This window comes from Enterococcus silesiacus (genome assembly GCF_001886225.1).
Taxonomy (GTDB): domain Bacteria; phylum Bacillota; class Bacilli; order Lactobacillales; family Enterococcaceae; genus Enterococcus_L; species Enterococcus_L silesiacus.
On sequence record NZ_JXLC01000007.1, the window covers coordinates 26,253 to 45,252 of the forward strand.

16 protein-coding genes are annotated in these 19,000 nt (G+C 37.0%); 2 read left to right on the forward strand and 14 right to left on the reverse strand.

Annotated features, from left to right (window positions below; translation table 11 throughout):
* Positions 1-127: 127 nt before the first annotated feature.
* The 6 genes from rpoD to RV15_RS06425 form a co-directional block, all read right to left on the reverse strand.
* Positions 128-1,234 (reverse strand): RNA polymerase sigma factor RpoD, encoded by a 1,107-nt coding sequence (gene rpoD / locus RV15_RS06400; protein WP_071877227.1) that lies wholly within the window; start codon positions 1,232-1,234, stop codon positions 128-130.
* 76 nt (positions 1,235-1,310) lie between these two features.
* Positions 1,311-3,215: a DNA primase gene (gene dnaG, locus RV15_RS06405; RefSeq protein WP_071877228.1), complete on the reverse strand. Its 1,905-nt coding sequence runs from the start codon at positions 3,213-3,215 to the stop codon at positions 1,311-1,313.
* 266 nt (positions 3,216-3,481) lie between these two features.
* A complete protein-coding gene (locus tag RV15_RS06410; protein WP_425429265.1) occupies positions 3,482-4,396 on the reverse strand; it encodes an SPFH domain-containing protein in 915 nt (304 codons plus the stop codon).
* Positions 4,397-4,448: 52 nt separating this feature from the next.
* A complete protein-coding gene (locus RV15_RS06415; protein WP_083429121.1) occupies positions 4,449-4,682 on the reverse strand; it encodes a hypothetical protein in 234 nt (77 codons plus the stop codon).
* 39 nt (positions 4,683-4,721) lie between these two features.
* Positions 4,722-7,058, reverse strand: coding sequence for a cation-translocating P-type ATPase (locus tag RV15_RS06420; RefSeq protein WP_071877230.1), 2,337 nt, complete (start codon positions 7,056-7,058; stop codon positions 4,722-4,724).
* Between the two features lie 143 nt (positions 7,059-7,201).
* Positions 7,202-7,819 carry a lysozyme family protein gene (locus RV15_RS06425; protein ID WP_071877231.1) on the reverse strand — a complete coding sequence of 206 codons (618 nt, stop codon included), beginning with the start codon at positions 7,817-7,819 and terminating at the stop codon, positions 7,202-7,204.
* Positions 7,820-7,993: 174 nt separating this feature from the next.
* Here RV15_RS06425 and RV15_RS06430 point away from each other — a divergent pair, with 174 nt between their 5' ends.
* Both RV15_RS06430 and mprF read left to right on the forward strand, forming a co-directional pair.
* On the forward strand, positions 7,994-8,713 hold the full coding sequence (locus RV15_RS06430) for an alpha/beta fold hydrolase (protein WP_071877232.1): 720 nt from the start codon (positions 7,994-7,996) through the stop codon (positions 8,711-8,713).
* A gap of 9 nt (positions 8,714-8,722) precedes the next feature.
* Positions 8,723-11,311, forward strand: a complete 2,589-nt coding sequence (mprF, locus tag RV15_RS06435; protein WP_071877233.1) for a bifunctional lysylphosphatidylglycerol flippase/synthetase MprF — start codon at positions 8,723-8,725, stop codon at positions 11,309-11,311.
* Positions 11,312-11,358: 47 nt separating this feature from the next.
* On the opposite strand, the gene RV15_RS06440 is transcribed toward mprF, so the two are convergent.
* The 8 genes from RV15_RS06440 to RV15_RS06475 form a co-directional block, all read right to left on the reverse strand.
* Positions 11,359-12,231, reverse strand: coding sequence for a PhzF family phenazine biosynthesis isomerase (locus tag RV15_RS06440; protein WP_071877234.1), 873 nt, complete (start codon positions 12,229-12,231; stop codon positions 11,359-11,361).
* 117 nt (positions 12,232-12,348) lie between these two features.
* Entirely contained in the window at positions 12,349-13,536 is a 1,188-nt protein-coding gene (tuf, locus tag RV15_RS06445) for an elongation factor Tu (RefSeq protein WP_071877235.1), read from the reverse strand.
* 202 nt (positions 13,537-13,738) lie between these two features.
* Positions 13,739-13,900, reverse strand: a complete 162-nt coding sequence (locus RV15_RS18710) for a hypothetical protein (protein WP_167364083.1) — start codon at positions 13,898-13,900, stop codon at positions 13,739-13,741.
* Between the two features lie 13 nt (positions 13,901-13,913).
* Entirely contained in the window at positions 13,914-14,270 is a 357-nt protein-coding gene (locus tag RV15_RS06455) for a hypothetical protein (RefSeq protein WP_071877237.1), read from the reverse strand.
* Positions 14,271-14,606: 336 nt separating this feature from the next.
* Entirely contained in the window at positions 14,607-16,604 is a 1,998-nt protein-coding gene (gene nagE, locus RV15_RS06460) for an N-acetylglucosamine-specific PTS transporter subunit IIBC (protein WP_071877238.1), read from the reverse strand.
* A gap of 21 nt (positions 16,605-16,625) precedes the next feature.
* Positions 16,626-17,459, reverse strand: a complete 834-nt coding sequence (locus RV15_RS06465) for a PRD domain-containing protein (RefSeq protein ID WP_071877239.1) — start codon at positions 17,457-17,459, stop codon at positions 16,626-16,628.
* 305 nt (positions 17,460-17,764) lie between these two features.
* Positions 17,765-18,391, reverse strand: a complete 627-nt coding sequence (gene rpoE / locus RV15_RS06470) for a DNA-directed RNA polymerase subunit delta (RefSeq protein WP_071877240.1) — start codon at positions 18,389-18,391, stop codon at positions 17,765-17,767.
* 75 nt (positions 18,392-18,466) lie between these two features.
* Entirely contained in the window at positions 18,467-18,901 is a 435-nt protein-coding gene (locus RV15_RS06475; protein ID WP_025868892.1) for a YwiB family protein, read from the reverse strand.
* Between the last annotated feature and the right edge of the window lie 99 nt (positions 18,902-19,000).

The window sequence follows — 19,000 nt, forward strand, 5'->3', positions numbered from 1 at the left end:
AATCTAATCTACCATAAAATCGTGTTTCTTCCAATATGTAGTCTGTGACTTTTTTGTTACGATTGTTAAAAACAGCTCTTTCCGAAAGAAATCGAAAAGAGCTGTTCAAAATGTTAAGAAAAACTTCTTATTCTAGAAAATCTTTTAATTGTTTAGAACGAGAAGGATGGCGTAATTTGCGTAATGCTTTAGCTTCGATTTGACGAATACGTTCGCGGGTTACACCAAATACTTTCCCAACTTCTTCCAATGTACGGGTACGTCCATCATCTAGACCAAAGCGTAAACGTAAAACATTTTCTTCACGGTCAGTTAATGTATCAAGCACATCTTCCAATTGTTCTTTCAACAACTCATAAGCAGCATGTTCAGCAGGGCTTGTTGCATCTTGATCTTCAATAAAGTCACCAAGATGAGAATCATCTTCTTCACCAATTGGTGTTTCTAAAGACACAGGCTCTTGCGCAATTTTTAAGATTTCACGTACTTTTTCAGTTGGCAAGTCCATTTCTGCACCGATTTCTTCTGGCGTTGGTTCCCGCCCTAAATCTTGCAATAATTGACGTTGTATCCGAATCAACTTGTTGATTGTTTCAACCATATGCACTGGAATTCGAATTGTTCGAGCTTGGTCAGCGATTGCACGTGTAATTGCTTGGCGAATCCACCATGTTGCGTACGTTGAAAATTTAAATCCTTTACGATAATCAAATTTCTCAACAGCTTTCATTAGACCCATATTTCCTTCTTGAATCAAATCAAGGAATTGCATACCACGTCCTACGTAGCGTTTCGCAATGGAAACAACCAAACGTAAGTTAGCTTCTGCTAACCGTTGTTTTGCTTCTTGGTCGCCTTCTTCAATTTTTAGGGCTAATTCGACTTCTTCTGCTGCAGTTAATAATTGAACGCGTCCGATTTCTTTTAAGTACATACGAACAGGATCATTGATTTTAACACCAGTCGGGGCTGATAAATCTTCCATTTGGGCTTTTTCAGCAACTTTTACATCTTTTTTAAGGCTATGTTCACTTGGATCACCATTTTCATCAACAACGCTGATACCAGCATCTTCGACTTTTTGGATCAATTTTTCCATTTCATCAGCATTCAATGTAAATGGCGTTGCTAATTTGTTTGTTAGATCATCATAAAGAACATTGCCTTTCGGTTTGCTCTCTTTGATAAAGGCTGCCAATGCAGCTGCATATTTTTTTTCTGTTTCTTTTTCCATGAAAGAAGGCCCCCTTCATTTTTCCATTCAATTAAATATATAAATAATAGTCTAGTACAGTGTCTAAAGATTTCTTTTAGGACGCTGTCCGACTTTTTTGCAATTGTTTTACTAAATTAACAACTTCAATAGCTAATTCATCAACCAACTGTTTATTGCCAAGACGTTCTGCTTCTTTTTTTTGCAATTGTTTTTCCTTGAGCTGATCTTCCAAACTGGAATTTTGGATCACCCTTATCACATCTGCAATTTCCCGTTCAGAACTTTCCTCTGATATTGTCTGTAAAGAAATATCGATTGATAATTTTTTGATGACATCATCTTTTAGATAATCGATAAAATCGGCAAGCAGAAAATCAGAATGGATACTCATGTAACTATCCAACAACAAATAGAGTTCTTGATATTGGTCATGAGCAAAACTGAATTCAGGTAACTGAATCACTTGATTACGAACGCTTTGTTCATTCATCAAACGATACAATAATGTCCGTTCTGCTTTTTCTACTTGAGTCAATGGCAATTTGTTTTGAATAGATGGCACAGCAGGTGGTTCTTGCAGCTCCGGTGGTTCTTGCATATGATCGATTTCATAGGCTTGAGGCGGAGGTGATGCTGGCTGCCTTTCTCGTCGTTTAGCAGAGCGTTGCTGTGTTTCAAGCTGTTTTAACTGCTCTTCTAAAGATTGAAAAGATAACTGAAATTCTTTAGCCAACTGATTGAGGTAACGGTCACGTTCTAATGGCGATTGTACCAAACTTAATTCTTGAAGCAGCTCATTCACGTAGTCAAGCTGTTCTTTTTCATTGTTCATATTTCGGGTTAAGCGATGATACTGCATTTTAAAACTAAAAACCGTTTCTCGACCATGCAACGCTAATTCACGAAATGATTCATTCCCATATTTTCTTAAATATTCGTCTGGATCCAATTTTTCTGGAATGCTAACAATACTTAACTGAAAACGACTATGTTCACCTAGTAATGAAATCGCTCGATTTGTGGCTTCAACACCAGCATTATCACCGTCATAACAAACCACAAGCTCTTTTGCTACTCGTTCAAGCTTACGAATCTGTTCATTTGTCAAACTAGTACCCATAGAGGCAACACCACTGGTAATACCTGCCTGCCAAGCAGCGATTACATCCATAAAACCTTCAAATAAAAACACGGTATTTTCTTTTCGGATTTCTTTACGAGCTTTATCGAAGTTAAATAATGTGTCTCTTTTATTAAACAAGACTGTTTCCGGGCTATTCAAATATTTCGGCATATCATCACCCGGAAAATCTGCCGTTTTGAGTAATCTTCCTGAAAAAGCAATCACATTTCCACGATCATCATTGATTGGAAACATCACACGCTGGTAAAACCGATCTAAAAATTCACCGTTGTCTCTTTGAATAAAGAGACCAGACTCTTTAAATAACTCTTCAGCGATTTCTTCATTTTGGAACACTTGACTCAAAAAGTCGCGTTTTTGCGGAGCGAATCCGATTTTAAATGTCTCAATAAGCTCTTTTGTTAAGCCGCGCTCCAGCAAATAGTTCAACGCTGGTTCACCGATTTGAGTATTCATCAACACATGATGATATAAATCTGCTGCCTTTTTATGCAGTTCGATCAATTTACGATTTTGCAAGTTTTCCGTTGAGTCAGACTCCGTTGTATTGACCCAGTCGATATTTACTGGGATCTGTTCTAATTCAGCCACTCTTCTTACGGATTCAGGAAAATTAATTCCTTCTATTTCTTGCAGAAAATTAAAAACAGTTCCGCCTTTTCCGCAGCCAAAACAATGAAAAATTTGTTTGTCTTCTGCTACTGAAAATGAAGGGGAACGTTCTTCATGAAACGGACATAAACCCATATAATTCTTACCGGATTTTTTCAATTGAACATATTGTCCAACAACATCAACGATGTTCGTACGTTGCCTTACTTCCTCTATCACTTCTTGAGGAATTCTTTGTGCCACTGTTCTCACCTCCTAAAAATAGCGAAACGCTAATTCACGTGATCAGTCAGTAAAAAAGCACTGAAATCTTCAGCGCGATTTTCAAAAGACACAATTACACATGCTTCATTGTATCACACTAAACATAATTTTCAAGTAAATTGCACCTTAATTTTCATGAATGATGGATTTCATCATTTTTAATTTACATAACATTATTACGGTAACCTATGTTGAAATAAATAAACGAAGAAAACAACTAACTGTTTTCTTCGTTTATTTAATCGTTATTCTCCCTTATGGGAATGATTGGTTTGATTTTTAGTATCTTGGGCTGTCCACAACTCTTTGACTACAGGAATGTTTCCAAGCTCTGTCATGTTGCTTGGCAAGATAACAGTATTTGTTTTACTTCTAACAACTTGTTTAAATGCTTCTATCCCTAAATAGGCTAAAGCTTGTTCATTTAGGTCGCTATCTTTGATTGCTTGATTCAAAGATAAAATCCGTTGTCTTTCTGCTTCTGTCGTAATACGGATTCTTTCTGCTTCAGCATCTGCGTCGATTTTTGTACGCTCTGCACGAGCCTCAGCATCGATTTTCGTTTGTTTGGCTCTCGCTTCAGCGTCAATTTGCATTTGTGAGGCATTGGCCTCTGAATCTAAAATAATCGATTGTTTTCTACCTTCTGAAATCGTGATCGTTGATTCTTTATCTCGGCTTGCAGTGATTAGCTTATTCATTGAATTAACGATTTCATCTGAAACAGAGATTTCTCCAATATTGATTCGATCAATCGACAAACCATACCCAGCTGTAATGTCTTTGACACTTTCAAATAAGCTCACGTTGATCTCTTCGGTACCATTAAGAACTTCATTCAGATCCATTTTGCCAATGATTCCACGTAAATTTGACTGACAATCTTGTATCATCGATGTTACAGAGTCTTCATTATCATACACAAATGCCCGAACATCTGTCACATGATATTTAATGGCTTCATCGACTTCTACGATTACGTTATCGCGAGTAATCACGCTTTGAGATTCAATCTCTAAAGGGGTTTGTTTTAAAGAAACACGACCTCTTACTTTGTACAACACTGGAATCAAGAAATGAAGACCTGGGTCGATCGTTTTCACATATTTCCCAAAACTTTCAACGATTTTTACCTCTCCCTGTTGAACAATGATCACCATTTTCGAGATTAGCACCAAAATTAACACAAGAACAATGATAAAAATTAGAATATTAAGGATTATCAAGATAATTCACATCACTTTCGAATAAATAGTTATTTACAGATACAAATAATTCGGTACTGGAAAAATCTACGACTTCCAGCATCGCCCCTTTCTCAGGGATACCATTTATTACACGATACATGTACGGACTACCGTAAATCCGAACCACTCCATTAAAATTATCTGTTGCAGACCGAAAACACTTCCCGATAGTTTTGCGCATTTGATACTCTCCGCTCATAAATATCTCTCCCTGTTTTTCACACTTTGTTACTCCATTTTAAAGATCTTTGATTGTTTTACCCGCTCGTTTCAATTGGACAAGGCCGATCATGATTCGAACAATAATATTGATTAGCATCATTACCACAAAAATCGGTAACGTTTGCTGAGTTAAAAAGCCTACTTCTAAAATACTATGGAATAACATAGCAGCAACATAAATTCCGCCTACTGTTGTAACGGCTAAGAAAATTCGTAATGGATTAAATGGTAAACAAGCACGAACAACTGCCATGCAACTAATACCAATCAATAAATAATACATCAAGGTTGTCGTATCGATTTGCGTAAATCCTTGATTTTGTCCCAACAAATAGATTGTAACGATATTTAACACGACCAACACCGCATTCACTGAAGCATTTCGTAAAGCTGTTGGTAGGAATTTCCCTCGTACTTTTCGTTTATCACTTTCAAATGACAAGAAAAACGCAGGATAGCCTTCGATCGCCAAATCAATCAACGTGATTTGGATCGGTATAAAAGGAAATGCAATGGTCGTAAATACACAAATCATTGATAGAATAAATGAATAAATCGTTTTGATAAAAAACACACTCGCAACTTTCGTTACATTATTCACGACACGTCGACCTTCAAATAAGACATCTGGTAATGTTGTGAAATCAGAATCCAACAACACTAAATTAGAAATCTGTCTTGTTGCACCGTCGCCTTCTGCCATCGCAATACTACAGTCTGCTTCTCTTAAGGCTAAAACATCATTAACGCCATCACCAGTCATGGCCACAACATGATCATTGTCTTTTAATTCACGGACGATCGTCCGTTTTTGTTGAGGTGAGACACGACCGAAAACAGTATATTCATGCACTGCTTTGCGGACTTCTGCTTCTGTCTCCATGGTCGAAAGGTCAACATACGATTCATACCCAAATAAGCCAGCGCGACGAGCAATATTAGACACGGTTATTGGATTGTCGCCAGAGATCACCTTAAGATCGATGCCTTCTTCACGGAGATAAGCCAACGTTTTCTTTGCATTTTGACGAATCGGATCATCAATTTCTAAAATAGCCAAAGGTTCTAAATAAGGCATCTTTTCTTCATCTAACGGCGTATTTTCAGCAATACCCAACATTAATACACGATAACCATTTTCTTGTGCTTCGATCACTTCTTTAGGTAAACGACTCTCTACAAATAATCTTTCTGGTGCACCAAGATAAACGGTCCCTAATTCGTTAAATTCGATTGCCCCCCATTTTCTTTCAGAAGAAAATGGCAAGCTTTTTACCGCTCCATAGCGATTAGAAAGTTCAAAGTACTCTCTAATTGCTTGCATCGTGATGTTATTATCGGTACTTTCAGCCAAGTAACTACCGATAATTTGCGGGAAATTCTCATGAAAATCAGCATGTAAAACGTCCACTTTTTGGACTTTCATTTTTCCTTCAGTAATTGTTCCAGTCTTATCTAAACAAAGTGTATCAACATGAGCTAGTGTTTCAATTGAATACATATCTTGAACAAGAATTCGCTTTTTAGCCAGTTTTACAACACCTGCTGTTAAGGTAATACTAATCAAAAGAACTAACCCTTTTGGTAACATTCCCAGTAACGCCGCAGCTGAAGCAACCACAGAAGCTTCTAACCCAGAATCACGAATCATAAAACCTTCTATAAACAAAATGATCCCTAGTGGAATGATCACTAAACTCGTAAATTTTGATACTTTACGAATTGAATTCACTAATTCAGACTGGATCGGTTTGTGCACCTTGGCTTCTGCAGTGATCTTAACGGCATAGTTGTCAGCCCCCACGTGGATCACTTTTCCGTATACTTGACCACTCGCTAGAAAACTACCAGATAACAAAACCGCCCCTTCTGTCTTCTCAATCAAATCTGATTCACCAGTTAATAAGGCTTCATTTGCTTCTGCTTTTCCGTCTAAAACTTCTAAATCAGAAGGTACCTGTTCCCCAGCTGAAATTAGCACGATATCATCCATCACTAATTCTTTTGTATCGATTTCTATCTCTTTGCCATCTCGAATGACATGAACACTTTCTTTAGCGACAATCGATAATTTTTGCACGAGGTTTCTTGCATGAATCTCTTGGTAGATGCCCATCCCCATATTTACTAATATAATTGCTAAAAATGCTAGGTTGGAATATGCCCCAACAAAAAGTAGACACAGCGCAATTCCAAAGTTTAAAAAGTTAAACAGCGTCATTACGTTATCATAAATAATATCTTTTGTAGATTTAGCCACGTTTTCCTCGTAGTCATTTTGTAAACCTTGTTTTTTTCGTTCCTCAACCTCTGATTGAGTCAATCCTTGTTTCAGGTCAAACTTATTAGTCATGGATTTAGTTCCCTACTTTCTCCTTGTTAAAAATGCATCCTCTTTAGTTTACTTGTTAATAGAAAGAACTTCAAGAAAATCCTTAAGAATTCGTACTTTTTAACAGACGATATTCTTAAGGATCGATATTTTTGCTCATTCGATTATTTTAACCACTTAATAAACTGCTCATTCATCTTCACTAAATCAGCATAAAACATATTCCCACCATTGCTGTACAAAAATCCGCCGTTGTAGATAAGCGCCTGCGGCCGATAATAACGGTATGTTTTTTGATCATTATTTCCCAATAACGGCGATAGCACCTCTTTTGAATATTCTTCTGCTAGTCGAATCGAATTTTTCCCGCCACGCTCTTTTATAAACTGAATATAATCCAATCCGAAATTATACGCTTGAACAGCAGTCCAGATATCACAGCCTGCATCATTAGTCTTTTCGATGGCCTGTGCTAAAAACGCTACACCTGCATCGATACTTTCTTTCGTAGTTCCAATCATCTGCCGTTTGCCATAAGCACTTTCACTGCTTTGCATCAGATCTTCTGTACGCCCCTTGGATTCAGTATAAATAATTGCTAAAACCAAATTTTTGTATTCAGGAATATTATTTTCTGTGACCGCTTGTTCTACCTCAGCTTCGTAGTTCATTACGTGCTGAACATTTTGGCGAATTTGGTAGCCTAAGTAACCTACACCAATAATCAACACTAGAAAAAACAAAAGCAATAATTTTTTTACGATTTTCATCAATTTGCCCATCTTATCATCCAAACTTTTTGTGAGTAGTTTTTATCATACTTTATTATTCAAAAAAAATCTAAAAAAAGGTTGATTCTTTATGATTCTTTAATAAAAAATTGACAGGCTCTTGCCTCATTTCAGTTTGAAATCTACGTAAAAACCGATATACTAAGAAAGATGGGTGGTAACAATATGGATAAACAAAAAAAAGTACTATTAACGGTAGACAATAGTTCGATTTATTATGAAGTATCAGGTCAAGGATTTCCTTTGTTTCTCCTTCATGGTAACGGTGGCAGTGGTAAGTATTTTGAAAAACAAGTGCCTGAATTTAGTCGTTATTTTACTGTCTTTACAGTGGATAGCCGCGGTCATGCTCGTTCAACGAACACGCGTAACTCGCTCACGTTTGACGAAATGGCAGAAGATTTATACCAGATCATGAAGCAAGAACAGGTTACTCAGGCTAATATCGTAGGTTTTAGTGATGGGGCAAATCTTGCAATGGTTTTCACAAAAAAATACCCTGAAATGGTACACCGCCTCGTTTTGAACGCTGGAAACACGGTGATTCAAGGAGTCCGTTTTCCTATAAGGATTTTTACTGCTATAGAATATGTTTTGTTACAATTTCTGGCTAAGTTCAGTAAAAAAGCGAAGAAACAGCTTCTCACTGTTCGTTTAATGACACATGATATTGGCGTTTCCAACGTCGATTTACAACAGTTCACAGCTAAAACTTTAGTAATCGTTGGTAAATACGATATCATCAAGCGATCACATTCAATTTATCTAGCAAAAGAAATCCCACATGCATCATTTGTCTTAGTTCCAAAACAAGGACATTCTTTTGCTAAAAAAGATCCCCAAACATTCAATCGAGAAATTTTAACATTCTTACAAGAAAAGTAGGTGCTAATAATGAAAAAAATGCTTCAATGGTTTAAAGACCATCTTAGTTATTTTAAAAGTATATTTATTTTTTCAGTCGTAATCATCGTCTTTCGTGAATTACTTTCGATCAGCAAAACTATTTCATTTGAGCAACTGTCAGACATTTTTCAAGATCTTGCTATTTGGAAAATTGCTTTGATGTTGCTGATTGGTCTTGTTGCTGTTTCCCCAATGATTGGCTACGATATCATCCTTAATAAAATATTGAAACAAAAACCCAAAAAAGTCTTTCTCATAGAAAGTAGTTGGATGATCAATACAATCAATAATATCGCTGGATTTGGCGGTTTAGTCAGCATTGGTTTACGTTCAGAGTTTTACGGAAAAGAGAAAGATGGCAAAAAAGTTGTTCAAGCTCTTTCAAAAATTCTGATTTTTCTAATGTCTGGACTTTCTATTTATAGTTTGATAGCCTTTTTCCTAGTTTTATTCGGTCATACCAATGATTACTTACAACAATATTGGATTTGGTTGATTGGCGGTGGTCTGTATTTTCCAGTTGTTTTGATCGCAAGCTTGATCAGAAAAGATGAATATATTGGAGATATCGATAATCAGACACGAGCAGGGCTTATTTTGACTTCGTTTTTAGAATGGACTGGCGTTTTAGGCAGTTTTATTCTAATTGGTATGTTGATGGGGGTTAAAATGAATCCACTTCAAATCATCCCTCTTTTTATCGCTGCTTCAGTGATTGGGATCGTGTCGATGATCCCAGGTGAACTTGGTAGTTTTGATATTATGATGATCGTGGGATTATCCGCTCTAGGAATCAATCGAGAAGTTGTAATTGCTTGGATTTTACTTTATCGTCTATTCTATTACATTATACCATTCATGATAGGTGCCCTCTTTTTTGTGAAAAATTTAAGTCATAGCTTAAATACACGTTACTCTGGGATTCCAAGAGATTTGGCAACAGAATTAGCGCATAAATTTGTTGTTTTTCTTATGTATTTTTCTGGGATTATGATCGTGCTTTCTGCAACGATCCCAGAAGCATTTAGTCAAATTAACTGGTTGAGGAAGTTAAATCCACTTTCGTTCCACCTTATCACGCAGCTTCCTGCTATTTTACTAGGATTTTTATTACTGATCACAGGTCGAGGAATTGCTGCTAGGGTCAAACGTGCCTACCTGCCAACAATTGGTTTAATCCTGGTTACCTTGGGGTATACGTTCGTAAAAGATTTCAGCTGGGGCATTCTAATTTTTCTTTGTCTTTTGCTTGTAATCGTTATTTTCTCAAAAAGAGAACTGTTCAGAGAACAATTAGTCTATTCTTGGGAGATGATCACGGTTGATGGTCTAATTTTTCTAGCGCTGACTATCTTATATATCGTGATCGGCGTATACAATTTGCCAACTTTTCCACATCATAAACGTCACTTTATTTCGTTCTTGTTCTTTCCCTCAGAAAAAATTTGGTTTTCTGGGTTTATCGGAATTTTGTTAGTCACACTCTTTAGTTATTTATTCATCCGTTATCTAGAAGGCAGCCGCTATAAAATGGGCTCCGCATTAGATGAAGAACGTGCACTTACTCTTTTAACTACCTATGGTGGAAATACAGATAGCCAGTTGATTTTTCTCAGAGACAAAGAGATGTATTTCTACACAGATCAAAACAATGAAGATACAGTGCTATTACAGTTTAAAACGTTAAATAATAAGTGCATTGTCATGGGGGATCCTTCTGGTAAAAAAGAAGATTTTTCAGTAGCTGTTGAACAGTTCATTAATGAAGCAGATCAATGGGGCTATCTTCCTGTTTTCTATGAAGCGTCTGAGGAAGTAGTGATGTTTTTACACGAGTTCGGCTACGATTTCATCAAAATGGGAGAAGAAGCCCACGTAGACCTTCCAACCTTCACGTTATCTGGTAAAAAAATGAAAAGCGAGCGAGCTGTTATGAATCGTTTTACAAAAGAAAATTATCGGTTTGAAGTACTGTCGCCACCGTTTTCTAGCGAACTAATACAGGAGTTGAAACAAGTATCTGATGAATGGTTAGGTAGTCGCAAAGAAAAAGGCTTCTCGTTAGGTTTTTTCTCTGAAAGTTATCTGCAACGAGGAAAAATAGCTGTTGCCAAAAATCAAGAAGACCAAATTGTGGCTTTTGCAAATATTATGCCAACCTACACCAAAGAAGAAGGTACGATCGACTTGATGCGCTACAGCAAGAAAGCCCCTTCTGGCGTGATGGATTACCTGTTTATTTCTCTATTCAACTATATGAACGACGAAGGATTCGCTTACTTTAATTTAGGTATGGCACCTTTATCAAATGTTGGAACGTCTAAAAAAAGTTTTCTTCAAGAACGAATCGCTTATCTAGTTTACGAATTCGGTTCCCGTTTCTACTCATTTAGAGGCCTCCGTGATTATAAAGAAAAATACGCAGCTAAATGGGTACCTAGATACACATTATACTCACGGGATAGTTTCATCGCCTATGTTATGATCGCCTTATTGATCATCGATAATGCGCCGATTGAGAAACAAAAGAAAATTCATGGTGTTCGTCGAATTCTTAGAAATAGATATCAACGTTAAATTTAGAGCCTGAGATAAAACTGATTTTTAGTTTTGTTTCAGGCTCCTTATGTTATCTCAACTTCAAATTCTTCATTCAGGCAGGCTGTTCCAGAGATTTTAACCTTATGTACCCCTTGGCCATCTTTTACGACATACACTAAAACAACGCCTTCCATTTGGACATGTTTACCTTGAAAAACAGTGATTTCTTTGGATTCTTCATGGCGATAAATGTGGTTTAGTGCATATGCTCCCATCACACCAGAAGCGGTCCCTGTAACTGAGTCTTCTGTTGTTCCAGAAAATGGCGAGGAAAAGTGGCGAGCTGTAAATATTCCTGCTTGTTCATCAAGTATTGCAAAAGGATGGATCGATGATCTAGGCATCTCTTTTAAAATTGCTGGAAAATCCTTCTGTATCGGCTTCATTTCATCTAAAATTGTGGCATCAACCACAGGCACAATTAACGTCCATGAACCTGTATTACCATATTGTATAGGTAAATCTGGATGAAGGTCTGAAGGTACGATACCTAGGCTTCGACAAAGTGCTGCCTGATCCCCCTTAAAGCCAATAAACTTAGGCTCTGCCTGCTTCATGGTGATTCTTTGCGATTTTTCTTCATACACAATTGGCAATATTCCAGCCCCAGTTTCAATTTGCAGCACCTGATCGCCTGTAGCATTAAAAAGCGCGAAAATCGCACCAATTGTTGCGTGTCCACAAAGTGGTGTCTCGTGTCCAGGTGTAAAGTATCTTAATTTAACATCCGCGGTCTCGCTTGAGCACACAAAAACAGTTTCGTTAAAACCAACTCTTTTTGCGATTTTTTGCATTTCTTCTGTAGTATAATTATCTCCAGCCAATACAACACCTGCAGGATTCCCTTGACCTGCGCTAGTAGTAAAGGCATCCACTCTTAAAACTGTACATTTCATCGCTTCTAACTCTCCTTCTTTTTTGACAAATAGTATAACATAAAAGTAGCTTGTATGAATCCTATTAACTGAAAAAAGAAGAATCTCTGATTAGATCCATCAAAGATTCTTCTCTCATTATTTTTCTATTTCAGTAACAATGCCTGATCCAACAGTTCGTCCGCCTTCGCGAATTGAAAATGTTGTTCCTTGTTCCACCGCAATTGGATGAATCAATTCAACATCGATCGTGACGTTATCTCCTGGCATAACCATTTCAACACCTGTTGGCAACTCAACGACTCCAGTTACGTCAGTAGTTCGGAAGTAAAATTGCGGACGATAATTCGTAAAGAATGGTGTATGTCGTCCGCCTTCTTCTTTTGTTAAAACGTAAACTTCTGCAATAAATTTCGTATGCGGAGTAATTGAGCCAGGTTTTGCGATTACTTGGCCACGTTCGATTTCATCTCGAGTGATTCCTCTTAAAAGAACACCGACATTGTCTCCTGCTTCCCCATAATCTAATGTTTTGCGGAACATTTCAATTCCCGTTACTATAGCTTTTTGCGTATCAGGTTTAATTCCGACAATTTCGATTTCATCCCCGACACTTACTTTACCTCGATCGATACGTCCAGAAGCAACGGTTCCTCGACCCGTAATTGAAAAGACATCTTCCACTGGTAGTAACAATGGTTTGTCGGTATCTCTTTCCGGTGTAGGAATATACTCATCCACTGTGTCCATTAATTCCATAATTGCACCTTCAGCAGTCGGGTCACCTTGTAAAGCCTTCAAAGCTGAGCCTTTGATGATTGGTGTATCATCTCCTGGGAAATTATATTCATTTAGTAACTCACGCACTTCCATTTCAACAAGATCGATCAATTCTTCATCATCAACTAAATCAGTTTTATTAAGAAAAACAATCAAATATTTTACGCCTACTTGACGAGATAATAGGATATGTTCTCTAGTTTGCGGCATTGGTCCATCTGTTGCTGATACTACTAAGATCGCACCATCCATTTGGGCAGCACCTGTGATCATATTTTTCACATAGTCTGCGTGTCCTGGTGCATCGATATGAGCATAATGCCGAGCTTCAGTTTCATATTCTACATGTGATGTGTTGATTGTAATACCACGTTCACGTTCTTCTGGCGCTGCGTCAATACTAGCATAGTCTTGCGGGTTTGCTAGGCCTTTTTTCCCTAATACTGTTGTGATCGCAGCGGTCAATGTCGTCTTTCCGTGATCGACATGTCCAATCGTACCGATATTTACATGTGGTTTACTTCTGTCATAATGTTGTTTTGCCATAATTTACAAACCTCCTATTTTGGTTAAAGGTGTAGTAGAACATCAATTTAAAATTGACCATCTCTGACCTTTATAGTGTTATTATATACCTTTTAAAAGATTGTACAAGTTATTTGCTTACTTTTTATAAGTGTCGTAAAAAGTAAGCATGATTAAAAAAGAAGAACAGAAATATCTCTGCTCTTCCTAGTCGTGTTAGTGTTTATTTTTTATAAAATTGATCCATCTTCTTTTCAACAGCTTCACCGCAAACATTTGCGAATTCTGCTGATAGTCTGCGAAGTTCGATTGCGTCGTTCAAGGAAAGCTCCTCCGTCTTTAATTTTTCAATCAAACCTAATAATTTTTCTGTATTGTCGTTCATACCATTACCACCCTTATTCTCCATCAACCACTTGCTCATATACCTTTTCATCATAAACCGTTAAGATGAAGTGTTCTTTATAAGACTTTGTTACATCCTTTATTGACTCTATCAAATGAGATTCACAATCAATATAAAGAATGATTGCTTCAAATCGATCTTTTGTCTCTTTTAAAAAAACTGTTAAATCGTCAAGTGTATTGTGTTTTGTCATTGTTTCATAGGCAGGCATTTGTTTTGCTCGAATAAAATTATAAGGAATACCTCCAGGATAGCCGATAATTGCAACTTTTTTCCCTGTGTGATCTTTTTTTACTAGTTCCCAAATTTTGTTAATTTTCCTAGAATTATTCCCTTTAATAATAATCATGTAATTCTGCTCCTTCATCTTTATCATATTTACCCAATATGACACAAAGAAACCGTATGATCATCAACTGGCACTTCTTTGTGTCCAGCGTTATTCATGCAAGATAATCTCCTCCTAAATCAAAAGCTGAAAGAGCTCGTTTGGCCTCGATAGGAAAATAGAAAAAATGACAGAGGCGCTTTTTTGCCTCATTTTTTCTTTATCTTTTTACCGAGAGGCTAGCTCTTGAAGCTAAATAGCATAAAACAAGTACACTTTAACCATATCATAGAAAAAAAATAATGCAATAGAAGAAAGAAAGCTACCTAAGAATATTCTCAGGCAGCTAGTGTCCACTTATTTTACAGTCACTTTACCAATTAATTCATTAGCAGAAACTGTTTGATTTGTTTTTGTTAAATCATAGTTTTCAACAACATCTTGATTTGTGAAAACAACGATCAAATCAGATTTTTTACCAGCAGCTTCTAATGCTGCTAGATCGATTGTTGCTATTTTATCACCTTGTTTTAACACTTGACCTTCTTCAACATGTAAAGTAAAAGGTGCTCCTTTTAGCTCAACTGTATCTAAGCCCATGTGTAACAATACTTCAATACCAGAATCTGTTTGAATTCCTAACGCATGTTTTGTTGGGAAGATACTTGTGATTTTACCTGCTACAGGTGTAGAAACGTCACCATCGGTTGGGATAACTGCAAAACCGTCACCCATCATTTTCGATGAAAAAACATCATCTTGTACTTCAGAGATTGGAATAGCTTTACCATTTGCAACAGCGTATAATTCAGTTTCTTTAGCCGTCGCTTTTGGTGTTACAGTTTTCACTTCAGGCTTTTTTACAGGTTCACCTGAAGTAACTGGTGCCCCACCATTATGAAGCTTAGTCATTTCATCCGCTACAAATTGGACTTCGGTTCCCACAATCACTTGAATATTCTTATCATCAATCACTTTCACACCTGGTACACCAGTTGCTTTGATTTTTGCTTGATCGACTTTACTTGTGTCGTTAACAGTTAAACGTAAACGAGTTGTACAATTATCGATTGACGTAACGTTCGCATTTGCACCTAAACCTTGGTAGATTTTGTTTGCTAACACAGCAAATTTATTGTCACCAGTAGTATCTAAATCCGGTGTTTCTTCGCCGTCGCCTTCTTCGCGTCCTGGAGTCATTAAATTAAATTTAGTGATTGCAAAACGGAATGCAAAGTAATAAATTACCGCAACTACCAAACCTTGAACGACTAACATCATTGGATGATTTGCAACTGGATTTTTCAGACTTAAGAAGAAGTCAACAAAACCTGCACTAAACGCAAACCCGGCAGTCCAATGCATAAATGCTGCAAACGCTAAAGATAGACCTGTAAGTACAGCATGTACTACGTATAAAGGCCATGCCACAAACATGAATGAAAATTCTAAAGGTTCAGTTACACCTGTAAAGAATGCAGCAAAACCTGCTGCTAACATCAATGAAGCAGTTACTTTTTTCTTCTCTGGACGAGCACATTGATAAATTGCAAAGGCTCCTGCTGGTAAACCAAACATCATTACTGGGAAGAAACCAGCTTGATACATACCTGTTTGACCAATAATTGCTTTACCTGAGTCTAATGCTTGTTGTCCAGCTAAGAAGTTACCGATATCATTGATATTTGCAACGTCAAACCAGAAAACTGAATTCAATGCATGGTGTAAGCCTGTTGGAATTAATAAACGGTTGAAGAATCCGTATAAACCAGCTCCAACAAAACCTAAACTAGAAATAGCTTCACCAAATGATACTAAGCCGTTATAAACAACTGGCCAAATAAATAATAAAACAAATGAAATTGCTAACATAGCAATAGCTGACATAATTGGAACTAGTCTTTTACCACTAAAGAATGAAAGTGCCATTGGCAATTTCACGTTATGGAATTTGTTGTACATTGCAGCAGCTGTCAAACCAGCCACAATCCCTACAAATACGTTATTTCCCATGCTGTTGAAAGCTGGACTTACGTCTGCGATATCTTTCAATCCCATAAGTGCTTGTACAGAAGCTGTACTCAATACTGCTTTAGGTACTAGATAAGCGACTAAACCTGCAAGTGCCGCAGATCCATCTTTATCTTTTGACATACCCAATGCCAAACCTACAGCGAATAACAAAGCTAAGTTATCAAGAATAGCTAATCCGCCATTCATTAAAAATGTTGTCGCCGCACTAGGTCCTACTGTCCCTACGATCCAGTTTGCAATCCCTACTAATAGAGAAGCAGCCGGCAATACCGCTACAGGAAGCATCAACGAGCGTCCCATTCTTTGCATATATGCTTTCATTTTTGTATCTCCCCTTGTCTGTTATTTGATCATCTTCAGCCGTTCGATATGAATAGCCAGATAACCTAATTCTTCATTTGGTACTTGATAGTGAAAATTTCTCATTAACAAAACTTGTACTTTTTTGGATATCTCGTAACTTTCTGCGTATTTTTTACGCACAACGTCCAAAATTTCATCATCCAACACTGCATACTGACTTTGTTGAAAACGGTGAATAAACAAACGTAAATGATTGACTAGTCGTGAATAGCATAAGCTCATCTTTTCATCATGAATATTGATGTCTAATTCTTGCTCGATCAAATGAATAATTTCTGAAACAATTGTGACCTCACGAATACTTTTGCTATTATCCGTACGTCCACTGCGAGCACTGTGAATATGGATTGCGATATAGCCTGCTTCATCATAACTAAATGGAATGCCTAACGTTTGCGTCAAATAATCCACTGCCCATTGCGCAATTGAAAACTCTTCAGTATAGAGAATTTCGATTTCATTCAAAAGTTTATTTCGCACAATGATATTATTTTGGATATTCTCTGCGGCAAATGCAATATGATCACTCAAACCAATATTGATATGTTCATTCAATTTTTCACCCAAAATCGTCTCCGCATGGGCAATGATTTCTTCCGTGACAAAAAAATACTTTTCATCGATTTGTGATAATAAAACTTGGAGCTTTTTCAAGCCTTCTGGTTCCATTACAAACATTCGTTCCACTTGTTGTGGGGGTAACAAATCATTTTTCTTTTTGTTAAAACCCACGCCCTTACCAACTGCCACTTTTTCCTGCCCAGCATCAACAACGAGCACAGCATTTTGATTAAGTACCTTTTTAATTTTCATAAACATTCCTCTTCTGCAGAAGTAGATTGTCCGCTAACATGTATCAAGACAACAAAAAAAGCATAGAACAATCCCGTCAAAATATGAGTATATCATATTTTTTTGAAATTCTTCCATGCCTAGTATTATCTAGTCACATGAAAACGCTATTCATTTTTGTTAACAGTGATAGTTTACAAAGATATAGACCATTTGTCAATCATTTTGATCTATTTTTTTATACTAAACTAAAAATCTGGTCATTCACGATCTGATGAATCAAAATATGAGTGTTCTCGCGTTGAGAACACTCATATTATTAAACGCTATGCTTCTTCTTCAGGAGTCGCATATTCATCTTCGTCATCAAAGTCATCGTCTACATCATCTTCATCAATAATGGTAAGATCTTCTTCAATTCCTGGTAAGACTTCTTCTTCATCATCCGAATCTGCGCCGATTTCTTGAAGATCAGAGTTATATGCTTTGATCTCTTCATCATCATCGTCGTCATCGTAAAGTATATCGTCGTCAGCGTCATCTGTTAATTCAGCATCTTCCGGATCGTCATCGTTATAGTCGATCACATCTTCATCGTTAGCGCCACTAATAAAGGCATTGACTTTCTTACGTTTTCTACGGCGTGGTTTGTCTTCTTCATCTTCATCTAAGCCGTGTGTTACTTCTTCGTTGATAGAATCAAGTGGATACCATGAGCGCAAGCCCCAACGGTTATCTCCAAGAGAGATAAAACTGCCATCAATATTTAAGTCAGTATAAAATTGTGCTAAAGAGTCACGAATTTCGCTGTCAGATTTTCCAAGATAGTTTTGAATTTGGTTTACTAAATCAGAGAAGTCCATCACATCTTCACGTTGTTCTAAAATTGCGTGCGCAACTTCGATCATGGATAATTCATCTTTGTTCAACCCGTCAAATACATTAATTTCCAAACGGTACACGTCCTTTCACAGTCTACTCCTTATCATACAAAAACATGAAGAAAAAATCAATTGATTATTGCATAATTAAGCAGTAAATTCTAGTTCTAAATGATATTCACCGATTTTTTCGGCTTGAGAATACAAATCATAGTCGATCAGAATCGTTCCTGCAACAGGCTGATCTTTCAGACTAAACCGCAAATTACGGGTAAAAGTAGTAATTTGAAATAAGCCGTAGGGTGTTTTATAGCTAGTCTCTAAGCGTTCTTGATAGGCAAATTTCAACCGCATTCTAAGACCGCCCGCACGAATCAATTGGATTTTCCCATCTGGTTCAACTTTGATCGTAACTGGAACAGCTTCCCCTTCCTCTTGCTCTTCTTTGTAACGAATATATAGCGTATCGCCAATTTTTACTATTTGGCCTTCCAAATCAAAATAAAAATTTTTCTTCTCACCAGCCTGATCCACAACTGTCTTTAGTTGAATAGATACTGGTGTTCCTTGTGATAAATCCATAAAAAACACTCTCCTTAATATAAAAACACAACGGACTTGGCCTAGTTTTTTCCTAAGTCTGACACTTAAATCGACACTTCTCTACTTCTGTAGTTAGAT